We start from the raw sequence: 26,141 nt of genomic DNA, 5'->3' as shown, positions 1-26,141 counted from the left end.
GTACCGTCGTCGAGTGCTCATCGTCGCTGTCGTGGGACCCACGGCCACCGGGAAGTCGGATCTCGCGATGGACCTCGCCGAACGCCTCGGCGCGGATCCTGCCGGGACCAACGAGATCGTCAACGCCGACGCCTTCCAGCTCTATCGCGGTATGGACATCGGTACGGCCAAGGTTCCGGTCGCCGACCGGCGGAGCATCCCGCACAGGCAGATCGACGTCATCGAACCGTCCGAGGACGCGTCGGTCGCGCGCTACCAGCACTCCGCCCGGACCGACGTCGCCGAGATTCTCGACCGGGGCGGCTTCCCCGTCGTGGTCGGAGGATCCGGGCTGTACGTCCGCGCACTGCTCGACGACATGACGTTCCCGGGGACGGACAGCGTGGTGCGGGAGGCCATCGAGGCACGGCTCGAGCGTGCGGGCACGCGTGCGCTGTTCGCCGAGCTCTCACGACTCGACCCGGCCGCCGCCGCGGCGATCGGACCCCGCAACGTCCGCCGCGTCGTCCGGGCCCTCGAGGTCATCGAGATCACGGGACGGCCGTACACCGCCAACCTTCCCCGGCAGGTCTACGTCCGCCCCACCGTGCAGATCGGTCTCGACTGCTCCCGGGACGTCCTCGACCGACGGGTCGCGGCCCGTGTGGACGCCATGTGGCGCGACGGGCTCGTCGACGAGGTGCGCTCCCTCGCGGAGCGGGGGATGGGGCGGACCGCCCGGCGGGCGGTCGGCTACGCCGAGGTCCTTGCCTACCTCGACGGGGCGACGAGCGAGGACGAGGCGCGTGAGGCGGTCGTGACGAACACCCGGCGGCTCGCCCGCAAGCAGATGGGATGGTTCGGCCGCGACCCGCGTGTGCACTGGCTCTCTGCTGAGTCCGACGACCTCGTGGAGGAGGCGCTGGCTGTCGTCCGTCGGGCAGGCGACCAGGGGCCCACGGCGGTCGCGGACACGCCCGTCCGCCGTACGCTGGGATCATGACGCACGCCGCCGCACCTGGCCTGGTCCACCCGGCAGAGCTCGACGTCGCGAAGGGGCACGGGACGAAGAACGACTTCGTCCTCATCGACGACCGCGACGACGACCTCGACCTCACCGACGAGCTCGTCCGGCTCCTGGCGGACCGGCGGGCCGGGGTCGGCGGTGACGGAGTGATCCGTGTCGTCCGGTCCGCGCACCTCGCCGAAGGGCGGGCCGTCCTGCGGCACGAGCCGGACGCGGAATGGTTCATGGACTACCGCAACGCCGATGGATCGATCGCGCAGATGTGCGGCAACGGTGTGCGCGTGTTCGTCGCCTTCCTCGAGGACCTCGGGCTCGTCGAGCTCGACGCGCGGACACCCGAGCTTGTCGTCGGGACCCGGGCCGGGGCGCGGCGCGTCCGCAAGGAGGACACCGGGTGGTTCGTCGTGGACATGGGTGCCTGGTCCTTCCCGGGGGGCGCCAGTGCAGTCGCGGAGGGGTTCGATGCCGAGGTCCGCGCCTACGGGTGCGAGCCCGCCGGCGCCGAGGTCGTCCGACCCGCGCTGAGCGTCGACCTGGGCAACCCGCACACGGTCCTCGCGCTCCCGACCCTCGCTGACCTCGAGCGCGCCGACCTGCTCCGAGCGCCGGACGTCGTGCCCGTCCCGCCCGAGGGGACGAACGTCGAGCTCGTCGTGCCCCTCGGTGAGGAGACGGGTGCGCACGGCCGGACGGTGGGGCGCGTACGCATGCGGGTGCACGAACGAGGCGTGGGGGAGACGCTCTCGTGCGGGACGGGTGCGTGCGCCGCCGCCCTCGCGGTGCGCGCGTGGGCGGGTGCCGCGGCTCCGGACGAGTGGCTCGTCGACGTCCCGGGCGGCACCGTCCGGGTGACGATGCGCCAGGACGGCCACGTCGAGCTCGCGGGCCCGGCGGTCGTCGTCGCACGCGGCCGGGTCCGTCTCGACCGTCTGCTCGCTGGCTAGGGTCGGACGACCTGCAGGACCCGGAACCCCTTCGCGCTGGCCACCCGGGAGACCGTGACGCCCGGGGAGCCGGTGTCCGGGCCTGCGGCCGGGGACAGGCTGGCGAACCGCTCTGCCAGCCAGGTCTGGAACGAGTCCGCCCCGAGGTTGCGCTGGACGACGAGGAAAGCCGACGCCTGCGGAGCCAACCGGGGGATCCAGCGGTCCATCATCGCGTGCAGCGCCTCCTTGCCGACCCGGATCGGCGGGTTGGACCACAGCGTCGTGAAGGTGACGTCGTCCGGCACGTCGTCGGGCAGGACCGCTCGCACCGAGGTCAGTCCCAGCCGCGCAGCGTTGCGACGGACAAGGTCGAGCGCGCGTTCGTTGACGTCCACGGCCCATACCGTGGCTGCCGGGTTGCGCAGCGCCATCGTCAGGGCGACCGGCCCCCACCCGCACCCGAGGTCGAGGACGTCGCCGGCCGGGGGAGTCTCGACCGTCCGCAGGAGCACCTGGGTGCCGAGGTCGAGGCGCCCGGGGGAGAAGACACCACCTGCGGTCTCCACCTCACGGTCCGCGCCGTCCAGGCGGACCGTGAGCAGGCGCCGCTCGTCGGAGGACGCCGGTCGCGCCGTGAAGTAGTGGTCCGGGCTCGTCTCGCTCACAGTGGGCCATCGTAGTCCGGGTGTGGCCGGAGCCGTCCTCCCTGCGCGTAATCACTTAGCGCGGGCAGCACCGGCATGGGACGCTTGAGTCCACACGACACCAGACAGACAGAGGGATGCATGACGAACAGTCACGAGCCACACAGCGGGACGTCGGACGAGCAGTTCGAGGCGACGGGCGCGGCTGTGGCTGACCCCGCCCCGCGGGCCGCCCGGGACATCGCGAGCGACGTCGTCGCGCGTGTGCTCGCGCGAGCGGGAACCGCTCGTTCGGAGGGAGGCACGGACCACTCCGTGCACGACGGGGACCAGCTCGACCTCGCGGAGCGCACGGCGCTGCGGCGCGTCGCTGGTCTGTCGACCGAGCTCGAGGACGTCACCGAGGTCGAGTACCGCCAGCTCCGTCTGGAACGGGTCGTCCTCGTCGGGCTGTGGTCCCGCGACATGGTGGACGCGGAGGTGTCGCTCCGCGAGCTCGCGGCGCTCGCGGAGACCGCGGGGTCCGTCGTCCTCGACGGTATCCTCCAGCGGCGCCAGAAGCCCGACCCGAGCACGTACCTCGGCTCGGGCAAGGCCGCCGAGCTCGCTGCCCTCGTCGCCGCGAACGGCGCGGACACGGTGATCGTCGACGGCGAGCTCGCACCGTCGCAACGCCGCAGCCTCGAGGACGTCATCAAGGTCAAGGTCGTCGACCGCACCGCACTGATCCTCGACATCTTCGCGCAGCACGCCAAGTCCCGGGAGGGCAAGGCACAGGTCGAGCTCGCCCAGCTCGAGTACCTCCTCCCGCGTCTGCGGGGCTGGGGAGACTCGATGTCTCGCCAAGCCGGTGGTCAGGTGGGAGGCGCCGCCGCGGGCATGGGCTCCCGCGGTCCTGGTGAGACGAAGATCGAGCTCGACCGGCGCCGGATCCGCGACCGGATGGCCAAGCTGCGGCGCGAGATCGCCGCGATGGAGCCGTCCCGGGTGACGATGCGCGCGGCACGCAAGCGCAACGCCATCCCGGCTGTCGCCATCGCCGGCTACACCAACGCCGGCAAGTCGAGTCTCCTCAACGCGCTGACCGGAGCCGGGGTGCTCGTCGAGAACGCGCTCTTCGCCACCCTCGACCCGACGGTGCGACGCACCCAGACCCCGGACGGGCGCGTCTACACGCTCGCGGACACGGTCGGGTTCGTCCGTTCCCTGCCGCACCAGCTCGTCGAAGCGTTCCGCTCGACCCTCGAGGAGGTTGCAGACGCCGATCTTCTCCTGCACATCGTCGATGCGTCCCACCCGGACCCCGAGGGCCAGATCGCGGCCGTGCGCCACGTCCTCGCCGACATCCCGGGGATGGAGGACGTGCCTGAGGTCATCGTCCTCAACAAGGCGGACGTCGCGAGCGCCGAGACGATCACCCGGCTGCAGAGCCGGGAACGCAGCACGGTGGTCGTCTCGGCGCGATCCGGTGAGGGGATCCCCGAGCTGCTCGACTACATCTCGGCGTCGTTGCCCCGTCCCGGTGTGTCCGTCGACCTCGTCGTGCCGTACGACCGGGGGGACCTGCTGAGCCGGGTTCACCTGGAGGGCGAGATCGATCACCTCGAGCACATCGAGTCAGGGACGCTCCTGCGTGGCCGCGTCGAGGACGGCCTGGCGGCGGAGCTGTCTGCGGTGGCCGTGCGCGGGTGACGCGGCGTGCGCGGCTGCGGTCGCGGTACACCCCCGCGTTCCTCGAGGACGCCGCCTCTGGTCCGCCCGGTGACCGTAGACTCACCCGGTGAGTTCCACGAGCACGCCCCGGCCGACGGCGACGCCGGACACGGAGGCCGTGCACGAGCTGCTCGACCTCGCTGTGGCCAGGTTGGGCGGCGCGCGGCGGGAAGGCCAGCACGTCATGGCGGCGGCGGTGGCGTCTGCGATGACGAGCGGCGAGCATCTCCTCGTCCAGGCCGGCACAGGGACCGGGAAGTCGCTCGGCTACCTCGTCCCCGCGGTCCAGCACGCCGTCCACAGCGCAGAGCGCGTCATCGTCTCGACGGCGACCCTGGCGCTGCAGCGTCAGATCATGACGCGGGACCTGCCGCTCGTCGCCGACACGCTCGCCCCGCACCTGCCGCGGCGTCCCCGGCTCGCACTGCTCAAGGGATGGCACAACTACGCCTGCCGCCACAAGATCGCCGGCGGGTACCCGGCCGACGACGCGGGCACCTTGTTCGACATGCCCCGCACGGACGGCCCCCCGGACCCGTTCGACGCTCCACCGGGCGCGTCCCCGTCGCGACAGGAGCAGAGCAGCGCCGGGCTCGCGCAGCAGATCCTCCGGCTGCGCGAGTGGGCGGAGGAGTCGGAGACGGGTGACCGCGACGACCTGACGCCCGGCGTCTCGGACCGGGCCTGGCGGCAGGTCTCCGTGAACTCCCTCGAGTGCCTCGGGCAGCGGTGCCCGCTCATCACCGAGTGCTTCCCCGAGAGGGCACGAGGTCTCGCTCGTGAGGCCGACGTCGTCGTGACGAACCACGCCATGCTCGGCATCGCTGCCACCGGGTCGCCCAACGTCCTGCCCGAGCACGCCGTCCTCGTCGTCGACGAGGCGCACGAGCTCCCCGACCGTGTCACGGCAGCCGCGACCGTCGAGCTGTCGGTCGCCTCCGTCGAGCATGCTGCGCGGCAGGCGCGGCGCCACGGCGGCGTCCTCACCACCGACCTGGACGCCGCGTCCGCCCAGCTCGGCGCGGTCCTCGCCTCCCTCCCGGCAGAGCGCTTCCCTGACGGCCTCCCGGAAGCGGCGCACGCCGCGGTCGCGGCGGTGCGCGACGCGGCGCGCGCGGTCATGAGCGAGCTCAAGCCCGACACGCCCACGAGCGGGGACGGCGGAGCTGCGAGCAGCGGTCTGAAGATGGCGTCCTCGAGCATGCTCGTCGTCTTCGAGATCGCGGAGCGGATGACGGGCGAGTCCTCGGAGTTCGACGTGCTGTGGTGCTCGCGCGCGGGCGAAGGCGGGTTCGGCGCGGGCATGTCCAAGCTCCATGCGGCACCGCTGGGCGTGTCCGGCCTCATGCGCACCGGCCTGTGGGACGAGAAGGTCGGGGTGCTCACGTCCGCGACGCTCGCGCTGGGGGACTCCTTCGACCCCATCGCCCGTTCGGTGGGCCTCGAGCCGTCGTCCGCCGTGCCGGGTGAGGCCAGCGCTGCGCCCGCGCCACGCTGGCGGGGAACGGACGTCGGGAGCCCGTTCGACTACCCGCGGCAGGGCATCCTCTACATCGCGAGCAAGCTCCCGGTGCCGGGCCAGCAGGCCACGACCGATGCTCAGATCGACGAGATGGCTGCCCTCATCACCGCGGCAGGGGGGCGCACGCTCGGTCTCTTCTCGTCGCGGCGTGCCGCGGAGCGCGCTGCCGAGCTGCTCCGCGAGCGTCTCGACGTGCCGATCCTGTGCCAGGGGGACGACCAGCTCCCGACGCTCGTCCGGCAGTTCGCCGAGGACGACGCCACCTGCTTGTTCGGCACGCTCTCCTTGTGGCAGGGCGTCGACGTGCCCGGTTCCGCCTGCCAGCTCGTCCTCATCGACAGGATCCCGTTCCCCCGTCCGGACGACCCCGTCAAGGCCGCCCGTGCACGCTACGTCGAGTCGCACGGCGGCAACGGCTTCATGCAGGTCTCGGCCTCCCATGCGGCGTTGCTGCTCGCACAAGGGGCTGGCCGGCTCGTGCGGACGACGTCGGACCGGGGGGTCGTCGCGGTCCTCGACCCGCGCCTCGCGACCGCCCGGTACGGGCCGTTCCTCGTCCGGACCCTTCCTGACTTCTGGCGGACCACCGACCGGGCGGTCGCCGAAGCGGCGCTGAGCCGACTCGCTGGCCTACCCTGACGTGAAGGGTCTCTCCGGCCCGCCCCAGTGACCAGGATCGCGTGGAGGAAGAATGACCGACGAAGAATCGCCCGAGATCGGCGAGACCGGCCCGATACCCGCCTCGGCCCGTCGCAAGACGACGAAGGTGGCGGTCGTGGGGGCTGGCGCGGTCGGTTCGACGATGGCCTACGCCGCTCTCATGCGGGGCTCCGCGCGAACCGTCGCGCTCTATGACATCAACAAGGCGAAGGTCGAGGCCGAAGCGCTCGACCTCGCGCACGGCATCCAGTTCATGCCGATGGCCGAGGTGCTCGGCTCTGACGACATCTCGGTCTGCGAGGGCGCGGACGTCATCATGGTGACGGCCGGCGCCAAGCAGAAGCCGGGCCAGACCCGGATCGACCTCGCCGAGGCCACGATCGGCCTCGTGTCGAAGATCCTCCCGCAGCTGCAGGCGGTCGCTCCGGACGCCATCTACGTCATGGTCACCAACCCGGTGGACATCGTCACGTACGCGGCCCTGAAGATCTCCGGGCTCCCCCCGACCCAGCTCTTCGGCTCGGGCACGGTGCTCGACTCCTCCCGGTTGCGCTACCTCGTGGCCGCGCACTGCGGGGTGGCCGTGCAGAACGTCCACGCGTACATGGCCGGGGAGCACGGCGACAGCGAGATCCCGCTGTGGAGCTCTGCATCCATCGGCGGGGTTCCGCTCCTCGACTGGAACGGTGTCGGCGGGGGCGGGCCGCTCACCCAGGAGGTGCGCGAGTCCATCGCCCACGAGGTGGTGCACTCGGCCTACCGGATCATCGAGGGCAAGGGCGCGACGAACTATGCGGTGGCCCTCGCGGGCTCGCGGATCATCGAGGCGATCCTCCAGGACGAGCATCGGATCCTGCCCGTCTCGACCCTGCTGGACGACTACTACGGCATCAGCGACATCTGCCTGTCCGTGCCGTCCGTCGTGGGACGCGCAGGCTGCACGGAACGACTCGCCGTGCCGCTGTCCCCGACCGAGATCCGGGGCCTGCAGCGCTCGGCCGCCGCGCTCACGCAGGTCGCTCGACGGTTCGGGTTCTGACCCACCACGCGCGCGCGTACGCACACCGCCCCGCGGCCCCGGAAGGGGTCGCGGGGCGGTGTGCGTACTGGCTGCGCGCGATGCGCGCCGGGGGCTTCGGCGGTCAGAGGCTGCGAAGGACCGACACGACGCGGCCGAGGATCGTCGACTCGTCTCCGGGGATCGGACTGAACGCCGGGTTGTGCGGCATGAGCCACACATGGCCGTCGCTGCGCTTGAACGTCTTGACCGTCGCCTCGCCGTCGATCATCGCAGCGACGATCTGTCCGTTCTCCGCGACCGGCTGACGTCGCACGACCACCCAGTCCCCGTCACAGATGGCCGCGTCGATCATCGACTCCCCGCTGACCCGCAGGAGGAAGAGGTCACCGTCGCCGACGAGCTGTCGGGGGAGTGCGAACACGTCCTCGACGACCTGCTCGGCGAGCACCGGGCCACCGGCGGCGATCCGGCCGACGAGGGGGACGTACGTGGCAGCGGGACGGGCATCGAGCTCGCCCTCGCTCCCGCCCTCCTCCCAGCTCTCCTGCTGCCGGGCGGCCGGGTCGTCGCCTGCGGGAAGGACGAGCTCCATCGCCCGTGGGCGGTTGGGGTCGCGTCGCAGGTATCCCTTGCGTTCAAGTGCCGTGAGCTGGTGCTTGACGCTCGAGGGACTGTTGAGGCCGACGGCGTCACCGATCTCCCGCATGCTCGGGGCATAGCCGCGGGCGTCGAGCGACGACCGGATCGTCTCGAGCACCCGCCGCTGGCGCGCACTGAGCCCGTCGGCCGGCTCGCTCGACGCAGCTCCCTGGCCGGGAGCGACGCTCTGCGCCGCGGCCTTGCTGATGTTCGTCACCACGAGGGTCCTCCGGTCGTCGTCCGCGCCCGTCGCGCGCCTGGTGGCCACCTGTCCGCGCCCGGTGTCAGTGGGTCGTGGTCGAGTGCGTCTCGACGGTTCTGCCTCAGCCTAGGGCTGTGCCGCCCACGTTTCAAACACATGTTCGAGCGTGTTGGGCCCGACCCCTTGCCATCTGGGGCGTCGTTCGTACACTTGTTCTACGAACATGTGTTCGATCGCGGGGTCCGGCTGACGCCGACCCGCGAACTGGAAGGAGCGATCATGGCGCACAGCACGAGCGCAACCGGGGCCCTGGCGGCCCGTCCGACGAGCGCCCGCACGATCCGGGAACCCGACCTCGTCCTCACGCGCCGCGGACGTGTCGTCCTGTGGATGCTCGCGGTGATGCTCGTGCTCGGGGGCGTGCTCCTCGGCGGGCGCGCGCTCGCAGGCGGACCGGGGGATCCCGTCGAGGTGGTGCCGTACACGATCGCCCAGGGCGAGACGGTGTGGGCACTCGCCTCCTCGGTCGCGCTGCCGGGGGAGGACGTGCGTGATGTCGTCGCCGACATCATCACCCTCAACGGGCGCAGCAGCGCTGCCTTGCAGGTGGGCGAGCAGATCCTCCTGCCCGTGCGCTGAGGGTAAGCACGTGCGCGGGCGGCCGGGTCCCGCGTAGGGTGGCACCGGACAGCGGGTCGATCGACGCTCGCAGTCGATGCTCAGGAGGCGCCCGTGCACTGCCCGTTCTGCCGTCACCCGGACTCTCGTGTGGTCGACTCCCGCACCTCCGACGACGGCGCCTCGATCCGGCGACGTCGCCAGTGCCCTGAGTGCAGCCGACGTTTCACCACCCTGGAGACCGCGAGCCTCTCCGTCGTCAAGCGATCCGGAGTCACCGAGCCGTTCAGCCGCGAGAAGGTTGTCAACGGTGTACGGAAGGCGTGCCAGGGGAGGCCGGTGAGCGAGGATGACCTCGCGCTGCTCGCACAACGCGTCGAGGAGTCGGTCCGCGCGACGGGAAGCGCCGAGCTCGACGCCTACGAGATCGGCCTGACGATCCTCGGCCCGCTGCGCGAGCTCGACGAGGTCGCGTATCTGCGCTTCGCGAGCGTGTACCAGGGGTTTGATTCCCTCGAGGACTTCGAGGCAGCGATCAACCTGCTCCGTGCTGAGCACGAGCAGGCCGCAGCGGCGGACAACGACGGCCCAGGCAGCGACCGGCACGACGACGAAGAGGAGGCCTCATGACGCACGACAGCGAGGACAAGGACACCGCGGCGGTCAGCGCGGACACGAAGGCGAAGTTCAAGGAGGCGCTGGAGCGCAAGAACGCAGCGCGCCACAGAACGAGCGAGGGCTCGTCGAACACCGGGTCGGTGCACTCCTCTGAGACCACCGGACCCGTGCAGCGCACGTTCCGACGCAAGTCGGGCTGAGTCCCGCTCACCGTCACAGGCCGTGGCGGTGCCTCCTGTTACTGCGCGCCCGCGACGACGAAGGGCCCGTACCGTGGTCAACGGTTCGGGCCCTTCGTCGTGTCCGGGGCCGTTCAGGCGCGCGCCTCGGTGAGGACGCGGAGCTTGATCGTCTGGTCCATGCCCCGCAGCGCCTCGATCACCGCTGCCTCGAGCGTCGACCCGACGTCCGTGACGACGTAGCCGATCTCCCCGCGGGTAGCCAGCAGCTGGCCTTCGATGTTCGTGCCGTGCTCGGCCAACGTCTTGTTCACCGCGGCCAGCACGCCAGGGGTGTTGCGGTGCAGGTGGGCAACGCGGGCGACCCCCGTGGAGTTCTCCAGCGCGAGGTTGGGCATGTTCACGCTGAGCGTCGTCGTGCCGGTGCGGACGTAGTCACGGATCTTGTTCGCGACGAACACCCCGATGGCTTCCTGCGCCTCAAGGGTCGAACCGCCGATGTGCGGCGTGAGGATGACGTTCGGCAGCCCGCGGAGCTCGGACTCGAATGCGTCACCCCGCTTCTTCGGCTCGTGCGGGAACACGTCGATCGCGGCACCCGCGAGGTGCCCCGAGACGATGGCCTCGCGGAGCGCGGCGGTGTCGACGACGAAGCCGCGGGAGAGGTTGAGGAAGACCGCCCCTCGCTTCATCTGCTGGAGCTGCGCGGCACCGAAGAGGCCGGCGTTGCCGCTGCGGCCGTCGACGTGGAGCGTGACGATGTCCGCGACGGCGAGGAGCTCCTCGAGGGTGTCCAGCCGGCGCGCGTTGCCGAGCGCGAGCTTCTCAGAGGTGTCGAAGAACACCACGGACATGCCGAGGTTCTCAGCGAGCACGGAGAGCTGGGTGCCGATGTTCCCGTACCCGACGATGCCCAGCGTGCGACCTCGCACCTCGTGGGAGCCCTCGGCGGACTTGTCCCAGACGCCGTCGTGCAGGGCCTTGTCCCGCTCCGTGAGGCGACGCGTGAGGGAGATGATCTCGGCCAGTGCGATCTCGACGACGGACCGCGTGTTCGAGAAGGGTGCGTTGAACACGGCGACCCCGTGGCTCGCAGCGGCGCGCAGGTCGATCTGGTTGGTCCCGATGCAGAATGCACCGATCGTCAACAGCTCGCTCGACGCGGCGATGACCCGCTCGGTCACCTGCGTCTTGGAGCGGATGCCGAGGATGTGGACGCCCGCGAGCGCTTCGATCAGCTCGTCCTCGTCAAGCGCCCCGGACCGGACCTCGACATCGATGCCGTGGTCCGCGAGGATCTTGACGGAGAGCGGGTGGACGTTTTCCAGGAGCAGGGCTTTGAGCACGTAGTCATGCTCCTCTCTCCTGCGCCGCCAGCCAAACGGGTCTTGTCACTCGGACATCGGCGTGCCCTGTTCGCGCATGCCCGGGGGGAGCTGCTCGGCGTGCACGATGCGCAGAGCCTGCGTCGGGCGGGTCATGGCGACGTAGAGGTCTGAGGCGCCGCCGGGGCCAGCGAGCACCTGCGCGGGTTCGACGAGGACGACCACGTCGAACTCCAGGCCCTTTGCTTCTCTCGGGCTGAGGACGGAGACCATGGCTGCGGACGCCTCGTCCGACGCCAGGGCTGCGCCGACGGAGTCCCGCGTCGTCGCGACGAGCGGTGCGGGTGCGATGACGGCGACCGTCCCGCCCTGGCCCGCGCGGTGCAGACGCGCGACGGCGTCCTGGGCCTCGCGGGTTGCCACCGGTACGACCTCGGCGGCGGGGACGGTCCGCACGACGAGCGCGTCCGGCACCTCGCGGGCCGAGGTGAGGGGGGAGACAGGGAGCCCTGCCTCGAGCGCCATCGCACGAGCGGCGGACGCGATGGTCTGCGGTGTGCGGTAGTTGACGGTGAGCTCGGCCAGGCGCCAGGAGTCCCGCAGGAGCGGGGTGAGCATGGCTGACCACGACCGGGCACCGGCGGGCGACGACGTCTGGGCCACGTCTCCCACGATCGTCATGGACCGTGTGGGGCACCGGCGCAGCAGCATCCGCCACGCCATCGCGGAGAGCTCCTGCGCTTCGTCGACGACGAGGTGAGCGAAGGTCCACGCGCGGTCCTTCGCGGCGCGCTCCGCCGTCGTGAGGTATCCACCACCAGCGCTGAACCGCTGCGCGAGCACCTCGGCGTTGACCATGCCGCCGCCACCGGAGCTCTCCAGCACCTGACGCGCGTAGTCCAGGTCGCGGGCACGTTCCTCCGAGTCGCGGCGTGCCTGCGCCCGGGCTGCCTGGTCGTCCTCGCCGAGCAGCTCTGCGGCCTCGTCGAGCAGCGGGACGTCGGCCTCCGTCCAGGGCGAGCCGGCGGGACGCGCGAGCAGAGCGCGCTCCGCGGCCGAGAGCCCCGGGGCCGCCTCCGCGAGCCGGTGAGGCTTGATGTAGAGGTCCTCGACGAGCCGTTGGGGGGTGAGGGGCATCCAGGCGAGGTTGAGCGCGATCCTGATCTCCCGGGTGGTCCGCAGCTCCTCGATGATCTCGCCGCGCTCGTCGTCCGCGAGGGGGTAGCGCATCTGCTCGACGTACTGGTCGGCCAGCCGGGAGAGCATGTCCCGGACGAAGGAGACGCGTGCGAGGTTGTGCGGCTTGCGGTGCCGACGCGCGCGGGCGATGGCGTCGCGCACGTCGCGTCGACGGACGACGATGTCGTGCCCGTCGACGCGCACGTGCACGTCGGCCTCCGGCACGCGCTGACGGGCCGCCAGAGCGCGACGGATCACGCCGGCGAGCTCGGGGCGCCCCTTGATCTCGGCGACCCGGGGGTCCTCGTCCCCACGCGCGCTGATGCCGGGCAGGAGGTCGGCGATCGTCGTGCTGACGACGCCGGTCTCGCCGAGCGAGGGGAGGACCTGGTCGATGTACCGCAGGAACGACTGGCTGGGCCCGATGAGCAGGACGCCGGAGCGCTCGAGGAGCCGGCGGTGCGCATAGAGGAGATAGGCGGCGCGATGCAGCGCCACGGCGGTCTTGCCGGTCCCGGGGCCGCCCTGCACGACCAGCGCGCCCTGCAGCTCTCCGCGGATGATCGTGTCCTGCTCGGACTGGATGGTCGCGACGATGTCACCCATCCGTCCGGTGCGGCCGGCCGTGAGTGCCGCGAGCAGGGCGCCCTCGCCGGAGAGCGCGAGCCCGGCCTGATCCTCGCTCGACATCTCGAGATCGAGGATCTCGTCCTCGATCCCGGTCACCCGCCTGCTGCGCGTGACGAGGTGACGGCGTCGGACGACGCCGTCCCGGTGGGCAGCCGTCGCCCGGTAGAAGGCCTGGGCGGCGGGGGCGCGCCAGTCGGTGAGGATCGACGTGTGCTCCACGTCGGTGAGGCCGATGCGCCCGATGTACCGCGGGGGACCCGCGTCGAAGTCGAGACGACCGAAGCACAGCCGGTCCTCGACGGCGTCGAGGAGCGCGATGCGGTCCTCGTACAGCGTGGCGAAGGCGTCACGCTCGCTCCGGTTCTGCGGTGACCCGCTCGGGCCTCCGCGCCGGACGTCCCGGAGTCGGCCGCGGGCGGCGGCGCGAAGCTCGTCCAGGCGTGCGTACAGGGCATCGACGGTCTGCTGCTCGAGGCTGACCTCAGCGGCCTGGTCGCTCACACGTGTCCTTCCGGGACGAGGGGATCGCGTCGTCAGCCGATCGCGGCCGTCCATTATGGCTGATCCGCGGTGACTCGTGCGCCGCCGTCCGTCACCGGGGGGAGGAGGAGCGCTCGCCACCGTTTACGATCGTGGGCATGCCCGACCCAGGAGACCCCGACGTGACAGCGCCGAGCGAGGAGGGGCCGGTCAGGGTCCTGCTCGTCGAGGACGACGACGGCGATGCCGTCCTCGTCGAGACGATGTTCGAGGACGGAGGCCTGAAGGTGCTCCTCACCCGGGCGCGCTCCGTCGACGAGGCTCTCGGCATGCTCGACGTCGACTGCGTGCTCCTCGACCTCGGGCTGCCGGACTCCGTCGGACTCTCCGGCGTCACGGCGCTGCGGGCCGCCCCGGAGCAGCCGGCCCTCGTCGTCGTCACCGGCCTGTCGAGCGTGGAGATGGGCGTCGCGGCCGTCGCTGCAGGCGCGCAGGACTATCTCGTGAAGAACGACATCGACCCCGACCTCCTTGCACGCTCCGTCCGGTACGCCGTCCAGCGCCGTCGCTCGGACGAGCAGGAGCGGACCATCTACCGCAACGCCGTGCGTGCGGAGGAGACCGCGCGCCTCGAGCGGGCGCTCCTCCCTCGACCGGTCGTACGTGACACGGGCCTCTCGATCCATGTCGGGTACCTGCCCGGAGGCAGCGGACTCCTGGGGGGCGACTTCTACGACGTCCTCGAGCGGCCGGACGGAAGTCTGGCCTGCATCGTCGGCGACGTCGCCGGGCACGGCCCGGACGAGGCAGCGCTCGGTGCCACGCTGCGCACCGCCTGGCGCACGCTCGTGCTCGCGGGGGTGCCGCTCGGCGAGGTGCTGTCGCTCGTGGAACGCGTGCTCGTCCACGAACGGGCACGGCCCGAGACGTTCACGACCCTGTGCCAGGTCGTCGTGGCTCCCGACCGGCGCTCGGCGGACCTGTACCTGGCCGGGCACCCGGCCCCGATCGTCCTGGGTGACGTGAGCACCCCGATGTCCGCCGAGGGGCGCGGGCCGGCACTCGGCATCCCGGTCGACGGCCGGTGGGAGCCGACGCGCGTCGAGCTGGGCGACACGTGGTGGTTCATGATCTACACCGACGGTCTCCTCGAGACGACGATCCTCGACGCCCCGCCGACGGTGCTCGAGGGGCCGGGCGTGCAGGTCGCTGCCCGCCTGGGTCTCGACGGTCTCCTCGAGGTCGTGGATGCAGAGCTCGCCGCGGGGACGGACGACCTCGTCGAGCGGCTCCTGCACCGCGTGCACTCGGCGCACGGGGGACGCCTGGCAGACGACGCCGCCGTGCTCCTCGTCGGCTGGCCTGGTCGTGGTGACGATGCCGCGGGCCGACGGACGGCGACGCTCGCGGACGCGGAGGAGTGGCAGTGAGCACGTCCGGAACCCCGACCGCCGACGCCGAGGCGTCGCCGACGCTCCGACACCACCTCGCCCGGATGCTCGGAGCGTCCGCTGCCGTGCTCCTCGTCATCGTGGCGTTCGCCGTGGTCGCGCTCGTGCAGGTCGTCAACTACCAGTCTCGTGTCACCGACTTCTACTTCCGTGCGATCGTCGCGGCCCAGGAGCACCAGGCATGGATCGACGACGCCCAGGTCGCGATGGACGCCTACCTCGTCACCGGCTACGAGCGCACGCTCGAACCGGTCGACGGAGAGAGCGGACGCCCGGAGAGCGTGCGGAGCGACGTGGTCCGCGAGCTCGGCAGCAACTCGGTGCTCGTCGAGTCTCTCGACGAGGCGTCGGCGACAGCGCGCGCCTGGGAGGACGACTTCGCCGACCCCGTCAGGGAGCTCGTGCGCGCCGGTGGACCGGACGCTGTGCCTGCGGACCTCCTCACCGAGGGGGCCACGCTCGGCGCCGAGGCCGAGAAGGCCGCCGACGCGTTCGTCTCAGGGCTGCGGGAGGCCCGCAACGATGCCGCCGAGACGTTGGCGTCGTGGACGCAGGCACTGTTCCTCACGGTGATCATGCTCGCGTTCGCCGGCCTCGTCGTCGGCCTGGCGCTCTGGCGGACTCTTCGTCAGCGCGTGCTCGAGCCGATCGCCGACCTCGCGGCGAAGGCCGAGACCGTGAGCAACGGGAATCTCGACCAGGCGGTCCGGACGCAGGCCCCGGGAGAGATCGCGGCGCTCGCCGGTGCGGTCGACACCATGCGCGTCGCCCTCGTCACCCAGATGGCCGCAGCGAGCACGTCCCGGGCCGAGATCGCCGAGGCGCACCGCCTCGTGACGGAGCAGGCCGAGGAGCTGCGCAGGTCCAACCGTGACCTCGAGCAGTTCGCCTACGTCGCGTCGCACGACCTGCAGGAGCCGCTGCGCAAGGTGGCGAGCTTCACGCAGCTGCTGCAGAAGCGCTACGGCGGCCAGCTGGACGACCGCGCGGACCAGTACATCGACTTCGCCGTCGACGGCGCCAAGCGCATGCAGCGCCTCATCCAGGACCTCCTCGGGTTCTCCCGGGTCGGGCGCTCGCTGGGTGACCCTGAGCCCGTCGACCTGGACGACGCCCTGGCCGTGGCGCTGGCGAACCTCGGCGAGACCATCGCGACGACCGGCGCCCGGGTCGACCGTGACCCGCTCCCGACGGTGATCGGCCAGCACGGGCTCCTCGTCCAGCTCTTCCAGAACCTCGTGGGGAACGCGATCAAGTTCCGGGCACCCGGCCGCGACCCGCACGTGCGGGTCGGCGCGCGCCGCAGGGACGAGATGTGGGAGCTGTGGTGCACCGACAACGGCATCGGGGTGGAGAAGCAGTACCTCGACAGGGTCTTCGTCATCTTCCAGCGTCTGCACGCCAAGGACGTCTACGAGGGCACCGGCATCGGCCTCGCGCTGTGCAAGAAGATCGTCGAGTTCCACGGAGGCGAGATCTGGATCGACGAGCCCACGCAGGTGGAGGCCGGCGACGACGACGCGAGCAGCCCCGAACGGACCGACGGGACCACGGTGCGGTGGACGCTGCCTGACGTCATCTCCACCACGATCGACGAGGCGGCTCCGGCCGGCTGGGACGTCGTCGGACCCCATGGCACGGGGGTGGCGGTATCCTCGTCCGCAGAGAGCGCCGAAGTGGCTGCGCCCGCCCGAGTCGACGGTCCGTCCGCGGATCGCAAGGAGAACATGTGAGCGACGTCACCCAGATCATCGAGGTTCTGCTCGTCGAGGACGACCCGGGTGATGTCCTCATGACCCAGGAGGCGTTCGAGCACAACAAGGTCGCCAACCGCCTCTCGGTGGTGAGCGACGGCGTCAGCGCGATGGAGTACCTCCGCAAGGAGGGTGGTTACGCCGGGGCGACGACGCCGGACCTCATCCTGCTCGACCTCAACCTGCCGAGGATGGACGGGCGCGAGGTCCTCTCCGAGCTGAAGTCGGATCCCGAGCTCCGCAAGATCCCTGTCGTCGTGCTCACCACCTCGGAGGCCGAGGAGGACGTCGTGCGCAGCTACTCCCTCTACGCGAACGCGTTCGTGACCAAGCCCGTCGACTTCGACCGCTTCATCGAGGTCGTCCGCCAGATCGACGACTTCTTCGTGTCCGTGGTGCGCCTCCCCTCTCGCTGACCGCGGGAAGAATCGGACCGCCGGGAGCGTTGTACCCCTCGGAGGTTCGGACCGCCAGCGCGGTCCGCGGACGACCAGCGACAGGAGACGTGTGGTGCTTGATCCTCAGGGGATCTACGAGGTGGACGCCGTGGTCGAGTCGGAGCTCGGGCTGCCGGCGACGGCGGGCGGCACCGGGCCCGTGCTCATCAACACGGTGCGGGGTCTCGTCGACGCAGGTGGGGTCGCCGGCACGGCCGCGACGCACCTGCTCGGGCAGGGGGACGCCCAGCGTCTTGTGACGTTCGACGTCGACCAGCTGCTCGACTACCGCTCGAGGCGACCGATGATGGTGTTCGACGCCCGGTCGTGGGCCGAGTACGAAGCGCCGGTGCTGGCGATCGATCTCGTGCGGGACGCCGAGGGCACCGCGGTGCTCGTGCTCCACGGCAGCGAGCCCGATGTGCAGTGGGAGCGGTTCGTCGAAGCGGTGTGCCAGCTCGTCGAGCGGTTCGCGGTGTCGTTGACGGTGTCGGCGTACGGCATACCGATGGGCGTGCCGCACACCCGCGCCGTGTCCTCGACGACCCACGCAACGCGCGAGACCCTCGCCGGGGCATCGGTCTCGTGGTTCGGCAGGGTCAAGGTGCCCGGCAGCGTAGCCAGCCTCCTCGAGCTCCGCCTCGGCGAGCGAGGTCGGGACGCGGTGGGGTATGCCATCCATGTGCCGCACTATCTTGCGCAGTCCGTGTATCCGCCGGCGACGGCGGCGGCGCTCACCCAGGTCGAGAGCCTCACCGGTCTGGCACTGCGCGTCGAGGAGCTCGCCCCGGCCGCGGACGAGGCCCACGAGGAGATCGCCCGTCAGATGCGTGAGTCCGAGGACGTCGCCGGGGTGGTCAAGGCGCTCGAGGAGCAGTACGACGCGTTCGCTCAGTCGGCCGCCCGCGAGAACCTGCTCGCCGACGCCACCGACCTGCCGACGGCGGACGAGCTCGGCGCGGAGTTCGAGAAGTTCCTCTCGCAGCACCGCGGCGACGTTCAGGGAAGCTGACCGCCCGCTTCCTGCGGGTCGCGCAGCTCCGGCGCCTGTCCGGCGAAGCGGCGGAGCTCGGGACCGAGGACGATGTGTGCCGGCACTGCGAGCGTGCGCAGACGCCGGGCCAGCGTCGCTGATCCGAGGAGCGGGTCCCCTGGCTCTCCGCCGGGGGCGACGAGCGCGAGGACGAGGTTGCCGTACCTGCGCGCCTTGAGCAGTGCGGGCTCGGAGACGAGGGCGAGCTGAAGGTCCGCCGTGCTCCCTGCGCCGGCCGCCGGGTGGGCGGCGTGCGCTGCGCGGAGCGTCGCAATCTCGGACCTGGCTGTCACGAGCGGCGGGCGGTCGGCGCAGTTGACGAGGTAGACCCCGCCGGGCCGGAGCACGCGGAGCACCTCCTCCCCGAACTCGCGCGTGAGCAGGTGCTCGGGAGTGCGGTCCCCGGCGAAGACGTCGCGGACGACGATGTCGGCGGACGCCGATCGGAGCGACGCGAGCTGGTCGCGCGCGTCTCCGGCGCGCAGGCGCAGCCGGGGCGAGCGGGGGAGGGCGAACCAGTCCCGGACCAGCTCGAGCAGGCGTCCGTCGATGTCGATCCCGATCTGTCGTGACCCCGGCCGGGCCGCGTCGATGTACCGGGCCATGGCGCACCCTGCGGCGCCGAGGTGGACGGCGTCGACCGGACCCTCGCGGACCTCGTCGATGATCGCGCACATGATCTCCATGTACTCGAACCCGACGTGCCGCGGATCGTCCAGGTCGATGAAGGAGCTGGGTGCACCGTTGACGAGAAGGGTGAGTGCCGTGGGGGCGTCCCGGTCGCGGACGATCTCCACCACCCCGTGGTCCGTGGTGACGGGTCCGGAGGGGAGGGGGGCCCGCGAGCCGGGTGTCAGTGGCCCGGTGGAGGATGCGGTGCGGGACGGGCGACGGGCCATGGAGCAAGCGTAGGTGGTCCGGACTGCTTGACAGTGTTCGAACAGGTGTTCGAGAATGAGCGGGGAGGTCATCATGGGCACGAGGGACAGAGGGGCGGTCGGGCGGACGCTCGTCGACGCTCCTCCACGCGGGCGGGCTCCCATCTCGCGCGCCTCCATGGAGATGCTCGGCCGCGGTGATGCAGAGCTGCTGGCCTCCCAGCTTGCGTCCGACCCCGCCGAGCGCTTCCTCCACGCGCACCTCGCGGCGCTCCGCATCGCGGGAGCCGCGCTCGCCGCAGCGGGAGTCCATCCCCCGCGGGGTCGCCCACGGAGCGCCTGGCAGCAGCTGCAGAAGGCGGAGCCCCGGCTCGCGGACTGGGCCGCGTACTTCGAGGCTGGCGCCCGGCTCCGAGCGGCTGTCGCTGCAGGACGCTCGGACATGGTCGACGATGCGCTGGCAGCGCGGTGGGTGGCTGCGGCTGAGGACTTCAGGGATGTCGTGAGTGCGCACCTCGGTGGCGACGCTGTCGCGGACGCTGGCTGGGCGTCATGATCCGACGAGGGGCCACGCCGTGAGCCGGGCGCCCCGGGCGCGCGACGCCCGACGGTCGTGGGGGGACGACGAGGACGGCTGCTCGATCCTTCATGTGGACATGGACGCGTTCTTCGCCTCGGTCGAGATCGCTCGTCGGCCTCATCTGCGCGGCAAGCCGGTGATCGTCGCAGGCTCCGACCGCGCGGTGGTGCTCGCAGCGACGTACGAGGCCAGGGCGTTCGGCGTGCGATCGGCCATGCCTGCTGCGATGGCACGACGTCTGTGCCCGCAGGCGGTCACCATCCCACCGGACATCGCTACCTACCGCGAGGTCTCGGGCCGCGCGATGGAGATCCTGCGGGACGTCACGACGGTCGTCGAGCAGGTGAGCGTCGACGAGGCGTTCCTCGACGTCTCCGGTGCGCGACGGCGGCTCGGACCAGCCGTGCACATCGCGCGTGCCATCCGGGAGCGGGTCTCCGGGGAGCTCGGGATCACGTGCTCGGTGGGTGTCGCCTCGACGAAGTTCGTCGCGAAGCTCGCGTCGACGCACGCGAAGCCCGACGGGCTCATGCTCGTCCCTCGCGCCGCCGCGGTGCCGTTCCTCCACTCGCTGCCGGTGGGCGCTCTCTGGGGAGTCGGAGAGAAGACGGAGCACAACCTGGCTCGGTGGGGGATCACGACGGTGGCGGAGCTGGCGCACTCGGACCGCGGCGTGCTCCGACAGATCCTGGGCGTCGCCTCCGCTGCGCACCTGCACGACCTGGCGTGGGGGCGCGACCCCAGACCGGTCCAGCCCGTCCGGCAGGAGCGCAGCATCGGTGGCGAGAGCACGTTCGCGCGCGACGAGTACGACGTCTCTGTGGTCGAGTCGAAGCTCCTCGAGCTGGCAGACAGGTGTGGTGCGCGTCTCCGCTCCCACGGGTTCCTCGCGCGCACCGTCAGCGTCAAGGTGCGCACGAGCGACTTCCGAACGCTCACCCGCTCCCGGACGCTCCATTCGCCGACGGACTCTGGCCGGGAGGTCTATCTCGTCGCGCGCCAGCTCGTCTCGTCGGTGGATCTGCGCGGGCTTCCGGTACGACTCGTGGGCGTTCGGGCGGAGGGGCTCGAGGTGCGCTCGCGGTCTGGTGTCCAGCCGACGCTGGAGGACGCGGTCGAGGACACTGACGCGCAGACGAGGTCCGTCGAGCTCGCGGTCGATCAGGTGCGCGAGCGCTTCGGGCACGGGGCGATCGGTGCAGGGGTGCGCCCGACCTCCTCGACTACCGTAGTTCGGGATGTGCAACTATCCTGAGAAGTGACACGGTCCGACCACCGAGAGCGCGGGGGTAGAGATGCCTCTGTCCGAATACGAGCAGCGTGTTCTGGAGCAGATGGAGCGAGAGCTCACGTCTGACGACCCACGGCTCGCCACGACGCTCCAGTCCTCGTCCCCCCGGTCGGGACTCCGCTACGTCGTCGCCGGGGTAGGGCTGCTCGTCGGCCTGCTGCTCCTCGTGCTCGGTGTCGCTCAGTCCGTTCCCTGGGTGGGCGTCGTGGGATTCGTCATCATGTTCGGAGCCGTGACGTACGCGTTTGCACAACCGAAGCGACCCGCGCCGTTGTCGGGGCCCACGGGGATCGTCGCCGGCGACGGAAAGATCGAACGACCGCGGAGCTCGGGCCCGCGCGGCAAGGGAGCCCGGCCGGGCAGCGCGACCTCCGGGCGGAGCCAGTCGTTCATGAAACGACTCGAGGAGCGCTGGGAGCGTCGCCGCGACGAGCGCGGCTGATCCCGACGCGGCGCCACGTCCCACGGCGACCGGACCCACGTCCGGCCGCACGACACGTACCACCCATGAGCCCTACCGCACTGCGGTAGGGCTCATGTGCGTCGTGGGTCCGCTTCCCGCCGCCCCACTTCCCTCCACCCTCGGGTCCCGGCGCTCCTGACGCGCCTGGGCGCCTGACTGTGCGGGCGCCCGTCGTGCGCGCGCCGTCGGGAGCCGGGGCGCCCCGGGCATCAGGCCTCGGCGGCCGCGGACCGCTGCGCGGCCGCAGGACCGTCAACGCCCTCCACCACGCCTCAGCTGCGTGACCTGCGCAAATGGCCCGAGAGTGGGTGAATTCTGCCCATGCTCTCGTTGCAGGTGGAGGAAAGTGGAGTACCGTGGGGATTGCTGGAGCAAAAGGAAGGGGTGCGGACAGTGACAGAACTGTTCGGCAGCGGCCCAGGCCTCTTGCTCGGCACGTACACACCACGTCTCGACGAGAAGGGACGCCTCATCCTTCCCGCCAAGTTCCGGTCTCGGCTGGCATCTGGGCTCGTCATGACTCGGGGGCAGGAGCGCTGCCTCTTCCTGCTGCCGATGGACGAGTTCACGCGCATGTACGAGCAGATCCGACAGGCTCCGGTGACGAGCAAGCAGGCGCGCGACTACCTGCGGGTCTTTCTCTCCGGAGCCAGCGACGAGGTGCCTGACAAGCAGGGAAGGGTCTCCATCCCGGCGAGCCTCCGGGAGTACGCCGGCCTCTCCCGCGACGTCGCCGTCATCGGTGCGGGCACCCGTGTCGAGATCTGGGACGCCGCCGCATGGGAGACCTACCTCGCTGAACAGGTGGACACCTATGCGGACACCGCGGAAGAGATCCTTCCAGGACTGCGGATGTGAGCGCGGCCGTCGGATGAGGCCTCCTCCCGCCCGCTCTGGCGCACTTCCCCGGTGCCAGAGGGACGCGGAGGGAGACCTGATCCGGCGGCCCGGACGATCAGCACGACACCATCCGACATGACCAGGGACAGGAACACGCCCATGACGAACGACGCCGGTGGGGATGCAGCACGTCCGACCGATGCGGCGGACCGTCATGTCCCTGTCCTGCTCGAGCGGTGCGTCGACCTGCTCGCCCCGGCGCTGAGCAAGCCCGGCGCCGTCTACCTGGACTGCACGCTCGGTATGGGCGGGCACACCCATGAGGTCCTGAGACGGTTTCCCGACGTCCGGGCTGTCGGCATCGACCGGGACCCGCAGGCGCTGAGCCTCGCGCGGCAGCGGCTCGCAGTGTTCGGCGACAGGTTCGTGGGCGTCCACGCGGTGTACGACGAGATCCCCGAGGTCCTCAGCGGCCTGGGGATCTCGGGAGCAGACGGGATCCTCATGGACCTGGGTGTCTCCTCCCTGCAGATCGACGAGTCCGAGCGCGGCTTCTCCTACGCGCACGACGCACCGCTCGACATGCGTATGGACGCGACCGCTGACCTGACGGCGGCGGATGTCCTCAACACCTACGACGAGCGCGCCCTCGCTCGAATCCTGCGTGAGTACGGCGAGGAGCGGTTCGCGGCGAAGATCGCCCGGTCGATCGTCGCGCGGCGTGCCACGAGGCCGTGGGAGCGGTCAGCCGATCTCGTCGATCTCGTCCGGGCCTGCATCCCGGCCGCGACGCGCAAGACCGGGGGCAATCCCGCCAAGCGCACCTTCCAGGCCTTGCGGATCGAGGTGAACGGTGAGCTCGAGGTGCTGGAGCGAGCGCTGCCGGCTGCCATCGAGGCCCTGGCCGTCGGAGGGCGCCTCGTCGTGGAGTCGTACCACTCGCTCGAGGACCGGCTCACGAAGCGCGCGTTCGCGCGGGGAGTCACCTCGAGCGCGCCACCCGACCTTCCTGTCGAGCCCGAGACGCACCGGGCCTATCTCCGGCTGCTCACCCGAGGAGCCGAGGAGGCCGACGAGGCCGAGCTCGCTCGTAATCCTCGATCCGCATCGGTGCGCCTGCGCGCCGTCGAACGTATCCGACCCACCCCCGACCACATGAAGACCCGTAGGGAGCGCACACCATGAGCCGTGCACATGCCGCTGCCGTACGCGTCACGTCGACCGACCGGTCGCCCGTCTCCCCGGTCGCGAACGAAGCGCCCCGGCTCCAGCTCGTCGAAGCCCCTTCGTACTCCCGCAGCCGGGTCCCCTTCGTCCTCCTGTGCATCGGGATCCTGGCCGCGGCACTGCTCGGTACGCTCGTGCTCAACACGGCGATGGCCAACGGGGCGTACGAAGCGCAGACCCTCCAGCGGGAGCTCGCGCGGGAGGCAGAGGTGGGGGACAACCTCCGCGCAGCGCTCGACGAGAAGAAGTCGCCGCAGGCACTCGCTGCGCGCGCTACGGAGCTGGGCATGGTCCGGTTCTACAACCCGGGGACGCTGCGGCTCGCCGACCAGACGGTGTACGGCGGAGCCCCGGCAGCAGGCGGCACGCAGTGACGGAGCGGCGACCGGAGCGTGGCGCCGGGGTGCCGCGCCCCACGGGCTCCCGCGGCGAGGGGGCGACGCCGCGTGGGCGGTCGCAGGCCTCGACGACCCGGCAGCCGCGCGCGGCCTCGGTCGCAGGGGGCGAGCGGACGGCGGGCACGCGGTCGGCGCGCCCCGCCGTCCGTCCACGTGCGGACGGTCCGACGACGAGCGCGACGGGACGCACGACGCCCAGGCCGACGCCGAGGCCGACCTCGGCCGCCCGTCAGCGCGACGCGCGGCCCGCACGGCCTGTCCGGGAGGATGGCGCGGCGTCGGGTCAGCGTGCGACGGACCAGCGGCCGGTGGCGAAGAGGTCGCCTCAGGCTCGACCTGCGGGGCCGAGCGCCCCCACGGTCTCTCGACCTGTCCCGGACCGGGTTCGCAGCCCACGTGTGGCAGCAGGCGACCCGCGTCCCGCCCGGAGCAGTGGTGCCGCACGTGCGGCGCGTACGGGACGCCCCGCGGACGGTGCACGCACCGGACGGACCGGTGCTCCCGCCGGTGCAGCGCGACCACGCGTGCGGAACGCTGCCGCGCCCGCCCGCACCGCGTCACGCGACGTGGCCGGCGGGCGGCCCCCACGGTCCGCCAGCGGCGGAGCCGACCGACGCGTCCTGGACCGGGTGCGCGCCGATCGTCCGCGCAAGGCGCCGGCGCCCGGCCACCCTGATCGGCGGATCCGCTACCTCAGCGTGATCGTCATGCTCGTGCTGGTCGTGTTCTCCGGCCGTCTCGTCTACATCCAGGGCTATCTCGGCGACGAACTCGCCGAGAAGGCCCAGGCGCTGCGGATCAAGCAGGTCACGATCCCAGCCGTGCGAGGAGAGATCACCGACGCGAACGGTGTCGTGCTCGCCACCTCGGTCACCCGCTACGAGATCTTCATCGACCAACCCCTGATCGCCGAGTGGGAGCACGAGGTGGAGGGCGCGATGGTCGGAGGAGCTCCCGAGGCAGCGCGTCTCCTCGCACCGCTGCTCGGCCTCTCTGCCCCCGAGCTCGCAGCGCAGATGGTCGGCGAGAACAAGCACAAGATCATCGCGAAGGACGTTGCTCCGGAGACGTGGGAGGCCGTCCGCGGCCTGGGGATCTCCGGTGTCTTCGGCACCCCCGACCCGAAGCGGTCGTACCCTGCGGGCACGACCGGGGGAAACCTCATCGGGTTCGTCGGGGCGGAGGGGACCGGCCAGTCCGGGCTCGAGTACGCGCTCGACGACGTCCTGTCGGGGACGCCGGGGCTGATGACGTACGAGCGGGGCTACAAGGGCCACCGCATCCCCACGGGCGAGCAGTCGACCGACCCGGCCGTGCCGGGTTCGGACGTGCGGCTCACGCTGGACAACGACCTGCAGTGGACGGCCCAGGCGGCCCTCGACCGACAGGTGGAGGCGATGGGGGCCGAGGGCGGGTGGGCCGTGGTGCAGGACGTGCGGACCGGCGAGATCCTCGCTCTCGCGGACGCGGGCTCCATCGACCCCAACGCGCCCGTCGGCTTCGGTGGCAGCAAGGCGACCTCGACGATCTTCGACCCGGGGTCGACCGCGAAGGTCATCACGATGGCCGCGCTCATCGAGACCGGGCTCGCGACTCCCACGACGCAGTACCAGGTGGGGGACAAGTACACGACCCCCAACGGCCAGCTCATCAACGACTCGCACCCGCACCCGGTGGAGAACTGGACGCTGACGGGCATCCTCGCCGACTCGTCCAACGCCGGCACGGTCATGGCCGGGCAGGACATACCCGTGCAGGTGCGCCACGACTACCTGACGAAGTTCGGGTTCGGTGCGCGGACCGGCATCGAGCTCGCGGGGGAGGAGAAGGGCCTCCTGCGCGACGCCGCCGAGTGGGACGGACGGACGCAGTACAACGTGCTGTTCGGCCAGGGGCTGTCGGTGACGGCGCTCCAGGCGACGAACGTCTTCGCGACGATCGCCAACGGGGGTGTCCGCACGACGCCGCACCTCGTCGCAGGGACGTCGTCGCCGGACGGTCAGTTCACCCCGAAGGAGGTGCCGGATCCCGTCCCCGTCGTCTCGGAGAGCACCGCCGACCAGGTGCTCAAGATGATGGAGTCCGCCGTCGTCGAGGGCACCGGGTCCAACGGGGCGATCAGCGGGTACCGCGTCGCAGGAAAGACCGGTACCGCGCAGATGCCCGACGGTGCCGGAGGGCTCGACAGGTACCTCGCGTCGTTCATCGGCGTCGCTCCCGTCGACGACCCCCAGCTGGCCATCGGGGTCTTCATCGACAATCCGACGGTCACGATCTTCGGTGGCACCGCCGCTGCTCCGGTCTTCTCCGAGCTCATGGCGTTCGGGCTGCAGCAGCGTGGGGTCGCCCCGACCGGGACCGCTCCTGACCTCTTCCCGGCGACGTGGTGACGGCGCTCACGGGCGTCCACGACCTCACGGGCGTCCA

General features: G+C 71.3%; 24 protein-coding genes. 19 read left to right on the top strand and 5 right to left on the bottom strand.

Annotation, left to right across the window (positions count from 1 at the left end):
* Positions 1-13: 13 nt before the first annotated feature.
* Positions 14-982: a tRNA (adenosine(37)-N6)-dimethylallyltransferase MiaA gene (gene miaA, locus AC54T1_RS07975; RefSeq protein WP_496911608.1), complete on the top strand. Its 969-nt coding sequence runs from the start codon at positions 14-16 to the stop codon at positions 980-982.
* Complete coding sequence (gene dapF / locus AC54T1_RS07970) at positions 979-1,950, top strand: diaminopimelate epimerase (RefSeq protein WP_496911607.1); 972 nt, start codon at positions 979-981, stop codon at positions 1,948-1,950. The genes miaA and dapF overlap by 4 nt, the downstream gene beginning before the upstream one ends.
* Here the strand turns inward: dapF and AC54T1_RS07965 are convergent.
* Complete coding sequence (locus AC54T1_RS07965) at positions 1,947-2,597, bottom strand: class I SAM-dependent methyltransferase (protein ID WP_496911606.1); 651 nt, start codon at positions 2,595-2,597, stop codon at positions 1,947-1,949. The two genes, dapF and AC54T1_RS07965, sit on opposite strands and share 4 nt — an antisense overlap.
* A 120-nt stretch (positions 2,598-2,717) precedes the next feature.
* Between AC54T1_RS07965 and hflX the strand changes: the two genes are divergently transcribed.
* The 3 genes from hflX (at position 2,718) to AC54T1_RS07950 (ending at position 7,510) form a co-directional block, all read left to right on the top strand.
* On the top strand, positions 2,718-4,268 hold the full coding sequence (gene hflX, locus AC54T1_RS07960; protein ID WP_484345323.1) for a GTPase HflX: 1,551 nt from the start codon (positions 2,718-2,720) through the stop codon (positions 4,266-4,268).
* 88 nt (positions 4,269-4,356) lie between these two features.
* Positions 4,357-6,450 (top strand): ATP-dependent DNA helicase, encoded by a 2,094-nt coding sequence (locus AC54T1_RS07955; protein ID WP_496911605.1) that lies wholly within the window; start codon positions 4,357-4,359, stop codon positions 6,448-6,450.
* Between the two features lie 52 nt (positions 6,451-6,502).
* The gene (locus tag AC54T1_RS07950; RefSeq protein ID WP_484345325.1) at positions 6,503-7,510 is read left to right on the top strand and encodes an L-lactate dehydrogenase; all 1,008 of its coding nucleotides are present in this window, start codon (positions 6,503-6,505) and stop codon (positions 7,508-7,510) included.
* A 103-nt stretch (positions 7,511-7,613) separates the two neighbouring features.
* On the opposite strand, the gene lexA is transcribed toward AC54T1_RS07950, so the two are convergent.
* On the bottom strand, positions 7,614-8,339 hold the full coding sequence (gene lexA / locus AC54T1_RS07945; RefSeq protein WP_496911857.1) for a transcriptional repressor LexA: 726 nt from the start codon (positions 8,337-8,339) through the stop codon (positions 7,614-7,616).
* Positions 8,340-8,612: 273 nt separating this feature from the next.
* On the opposite strand from lexA, the gene AC54T1_RS07940 reads away from it, so the two are divergent.
* From AC54T1_RS07940 to AC54T1_RS07930, 3 genes are all read left to right on the top strand, one after another.
* Entirely contained in the window at positions 8,613-8,972 is a 360-nt protein-coding gene (locus tag AC54T1_RS07940; protein WP_484345327.1) for a LysM peptidoglycan-binding domain-containing protein, read from the top strand.
* Between the two features lie 93 nt (positions 8,973-9,065).
* Entirely contained in the window at positions 9,066-9,581 is a 516-nt protein-coding gene (nrdR, locus tag AC54T1_RS07935; RefSeq protein ID WP_484345328.1) for a transcriptional regulator NrdR, read from the top strand.
* Positions 9,578-9,769 (top strand): DUF5302 domain-containing protein, encoded by a 192-nt coding sequence (locus AC54T1_RS07930; RefSeq protein WP_484345329.1) that lies wholly within the window; start codon positions 9,578-9,580, stop codon positions 9,767-9,769. Before nrdR ends, AC54T1_RS07930 begins: the two co-directional genes overlap by 4 nt.
* Positions 9,770-9,882: 113 nt before the next feature.
* Here AC54T1_RS07930 and serA read toward each other — a convergent pair whose 3' ends face one another.
* Together serA and AC54T1_RS07920 are read right to left on the bottom strand one after the other, a co-directional pair.
* A complete protein-coding gene (gene serA, locus AC54T1_RS07925) occupies positions 9,883-11,094 on the bottom strand; it encodes a phosphoglycerate dehydrogenase (protein ID WP_484345330.1) in 1,212 nt (403 codons plus the stop codon).
* Between the two features lie 45 nt (positions 11,095-11,139).
* On the bottom strand, positions 11,140-13,383 hold the full coding sequence (locus AC54T1_RS07920) for a HelD family protein (protein ID WP_496911604.1): 2,244 nt from the start codon (positions 13,381-13,383) through the stop codon (positions 11,140-11,142).
* A gap of 137 nt (positions 13,384-13,520) precedes the next feature.
* Between AC54T1_RS07920 and AC54T1_RS07915 the strand changes: the two genes are divergently transcribed.
* The 4 genes from AC54T1_RS07915 to AC54T1_RS07900 all read left to right on the top strand — a co-directional run bounded on the left by AC54T1_RS07915 (position 13,521) and on the right by AC54T1_RS07900 (position 18,016).
* Positions 13,521-14,792: a PP2C family protein-serine/threonine phosphatase gene (locus AC54T1_RS07915; RefSeq protein WP_484345332.1), complete on the top strand. Its 1,272-nt coding sequence runs from the start codon at positions 13,521-13,523 to the stop codon at positions 14,790-14,792.
* Positions 14,789-16,546 carry a sensor histidine kinase gene (locus AC54T1_RS07910; protein WP_484345333.1) on the top strand — a complete coding sequence of 586 codons (1,758 nt, stop codon included), beginning with the start codon at positions 14,789-14,791 and terminating at the stop codon, positions 16,544-16,546. The genes AC54T1_RS07915 and AC54T1_RS07910 overlap by 4 nt, the downstream gene beginning before the upstream one ends.
* A complete protein-coding gene (locus AC54T1_RS07905) occupies positions 16,543-16,983 on the top strand; it encodes a response regulator (RefSeq protein WP_484345334.1) in 441 nt (146 codons plus the stop codon). The genes AC54T1_RS07910 and AC54T1_RS07905 overlap by 4 nt, the downstream gene beginning before the upstream one ends.
* Before the next feature lie 94 nt (positions 16,984-17,077).
* Positions 17,078-18,016, top strand: a complete 939-nt coding sequence (locus AC54T1_RS07900; RefSeq protein WP_484345335.1) for a PAC2 family protein — start codon at positions 17,078-17,080, stop codon at positions 18,014-18,016.
* On the opposite strand, the gene AC54T1_RS07895 is transcribed toward AC54T1_RS07900, so the two are convergent.
* Entirely contained in the window at positions 18,004-18,936 is a 933-nt protein-coding gene (locus tag AC54T1_RS07895) for a spermidine synthase (RefSeq protein WP_496911603.1), read from the bottom strand. The genes AC54T1_RS07900 and AC54T1_RS07895 overlap by 13 nt on opposite strands.
* Before the next feature lie 55 nt (positions 18,937-18,991).
* Here AC54T1_RS07895 and AC54T1_RS07890 point away from each other — a divergent pair, with 55 nt between their 5' ends.
* The 7 genes from AC54T1_RS07890 to AC54T1_RS07860 all read left to right on the top strand — a co-directional run bounded on the left by AC54T1_RS07890 (position 18,992) and on the right by AC54T1_RS07860 (position 26,104).
* On the top strand, positions 18,992-19,471 hold the full coding sequence (locus AC54T1_RS07890; protein WP_496911602.1) for an SAV_6107 family HEPN domain-containing protein: 480 nt from the start codon (positions 18,992-18,994) through the stop codon (positions 19,469-19,471).
* A 19-nt stretch (positions 19,472-19,490) separates the two neighbouring features.
* Positions 19,491-20,750, top strand: coding sequence for a DNA polymerase IV (dinB, locus tag AC54T1_RS07885; RefSeq protein WP_484345338.1), 1,260 nt, complete (start codon positions 19,491-19,493; stop codon positions 20,748-20,750).
* 40 nt (positions 20,751-20,790) lie between these two features.
* Entirely contained in the window at positions 20,791-21,228 is a 438-nt protein-coding gene (locus tag AC54T1_RS07880; RefSeq protein WP_484345339.1) for an SCO2097 family morphological protein, read from the top strand.
* Between the two features lie 414 nt (positions 21,229-21,642).
* Entirely contained in the window at positions 21,643-22,107 is a 465-nt protein-coding gene (mraZ, locus tag AC54T1_RS07875) for a division/cell wall cluster transcriptional repressor MraZ (RefSeq protein ID WP_496911601.1), read from the top strand.
* Between the two features lie 141 nt (positions 22,108-22,248).
* Positions 22,249-23,274 (top strand): 16S rRNA (cytosine(1402)-N(4))-methyltransferase RsmH, encoded by a 1,026-nt coding sequence (gene rsmH, locus AC54T1_RS07870; RefSeq protein WP_496911600.1) that lies wholly within the window; start codon positions 22,249-22,251, stop codon positions 23,272-23,274.
* Positions 23,271-23,690: a cell division protein FtsL gene (gene ftsL, locus AC54T1_RS07865; RefSeq protein WP_496911599.1), complete on the top strand. Its 420-nt coding sequence runs from the start codon at positions 23,271-23,273 to the stop codon at positions 23,688-23,690. Before rsmH ends, ftsL begins: the two co-directional genes overlap by 4 nt.
* A 731-nt stretch (positions 23,691-24,421) precedes the next feature.
* Entirely contained in the window at positions 24,422-26,104 is a 1,683-nt protein-coding gene (locus AC54T1_RS07860) for a peptidoglycan D,D-transpeptidase FtsI family protein (RefSeq protein ID WP_496911598.1), read from the top strand.
* The last annotated feature ends 37 nt before the right edge of the window (positions 26,105-26,141 follow it).

It is taken from the genome of Sanguibacter sp. Z41_6, from assembly GCF_059621145.1.
This window is presented reverse-complemented; position numbering and strand designations above follow the sequence as displayed.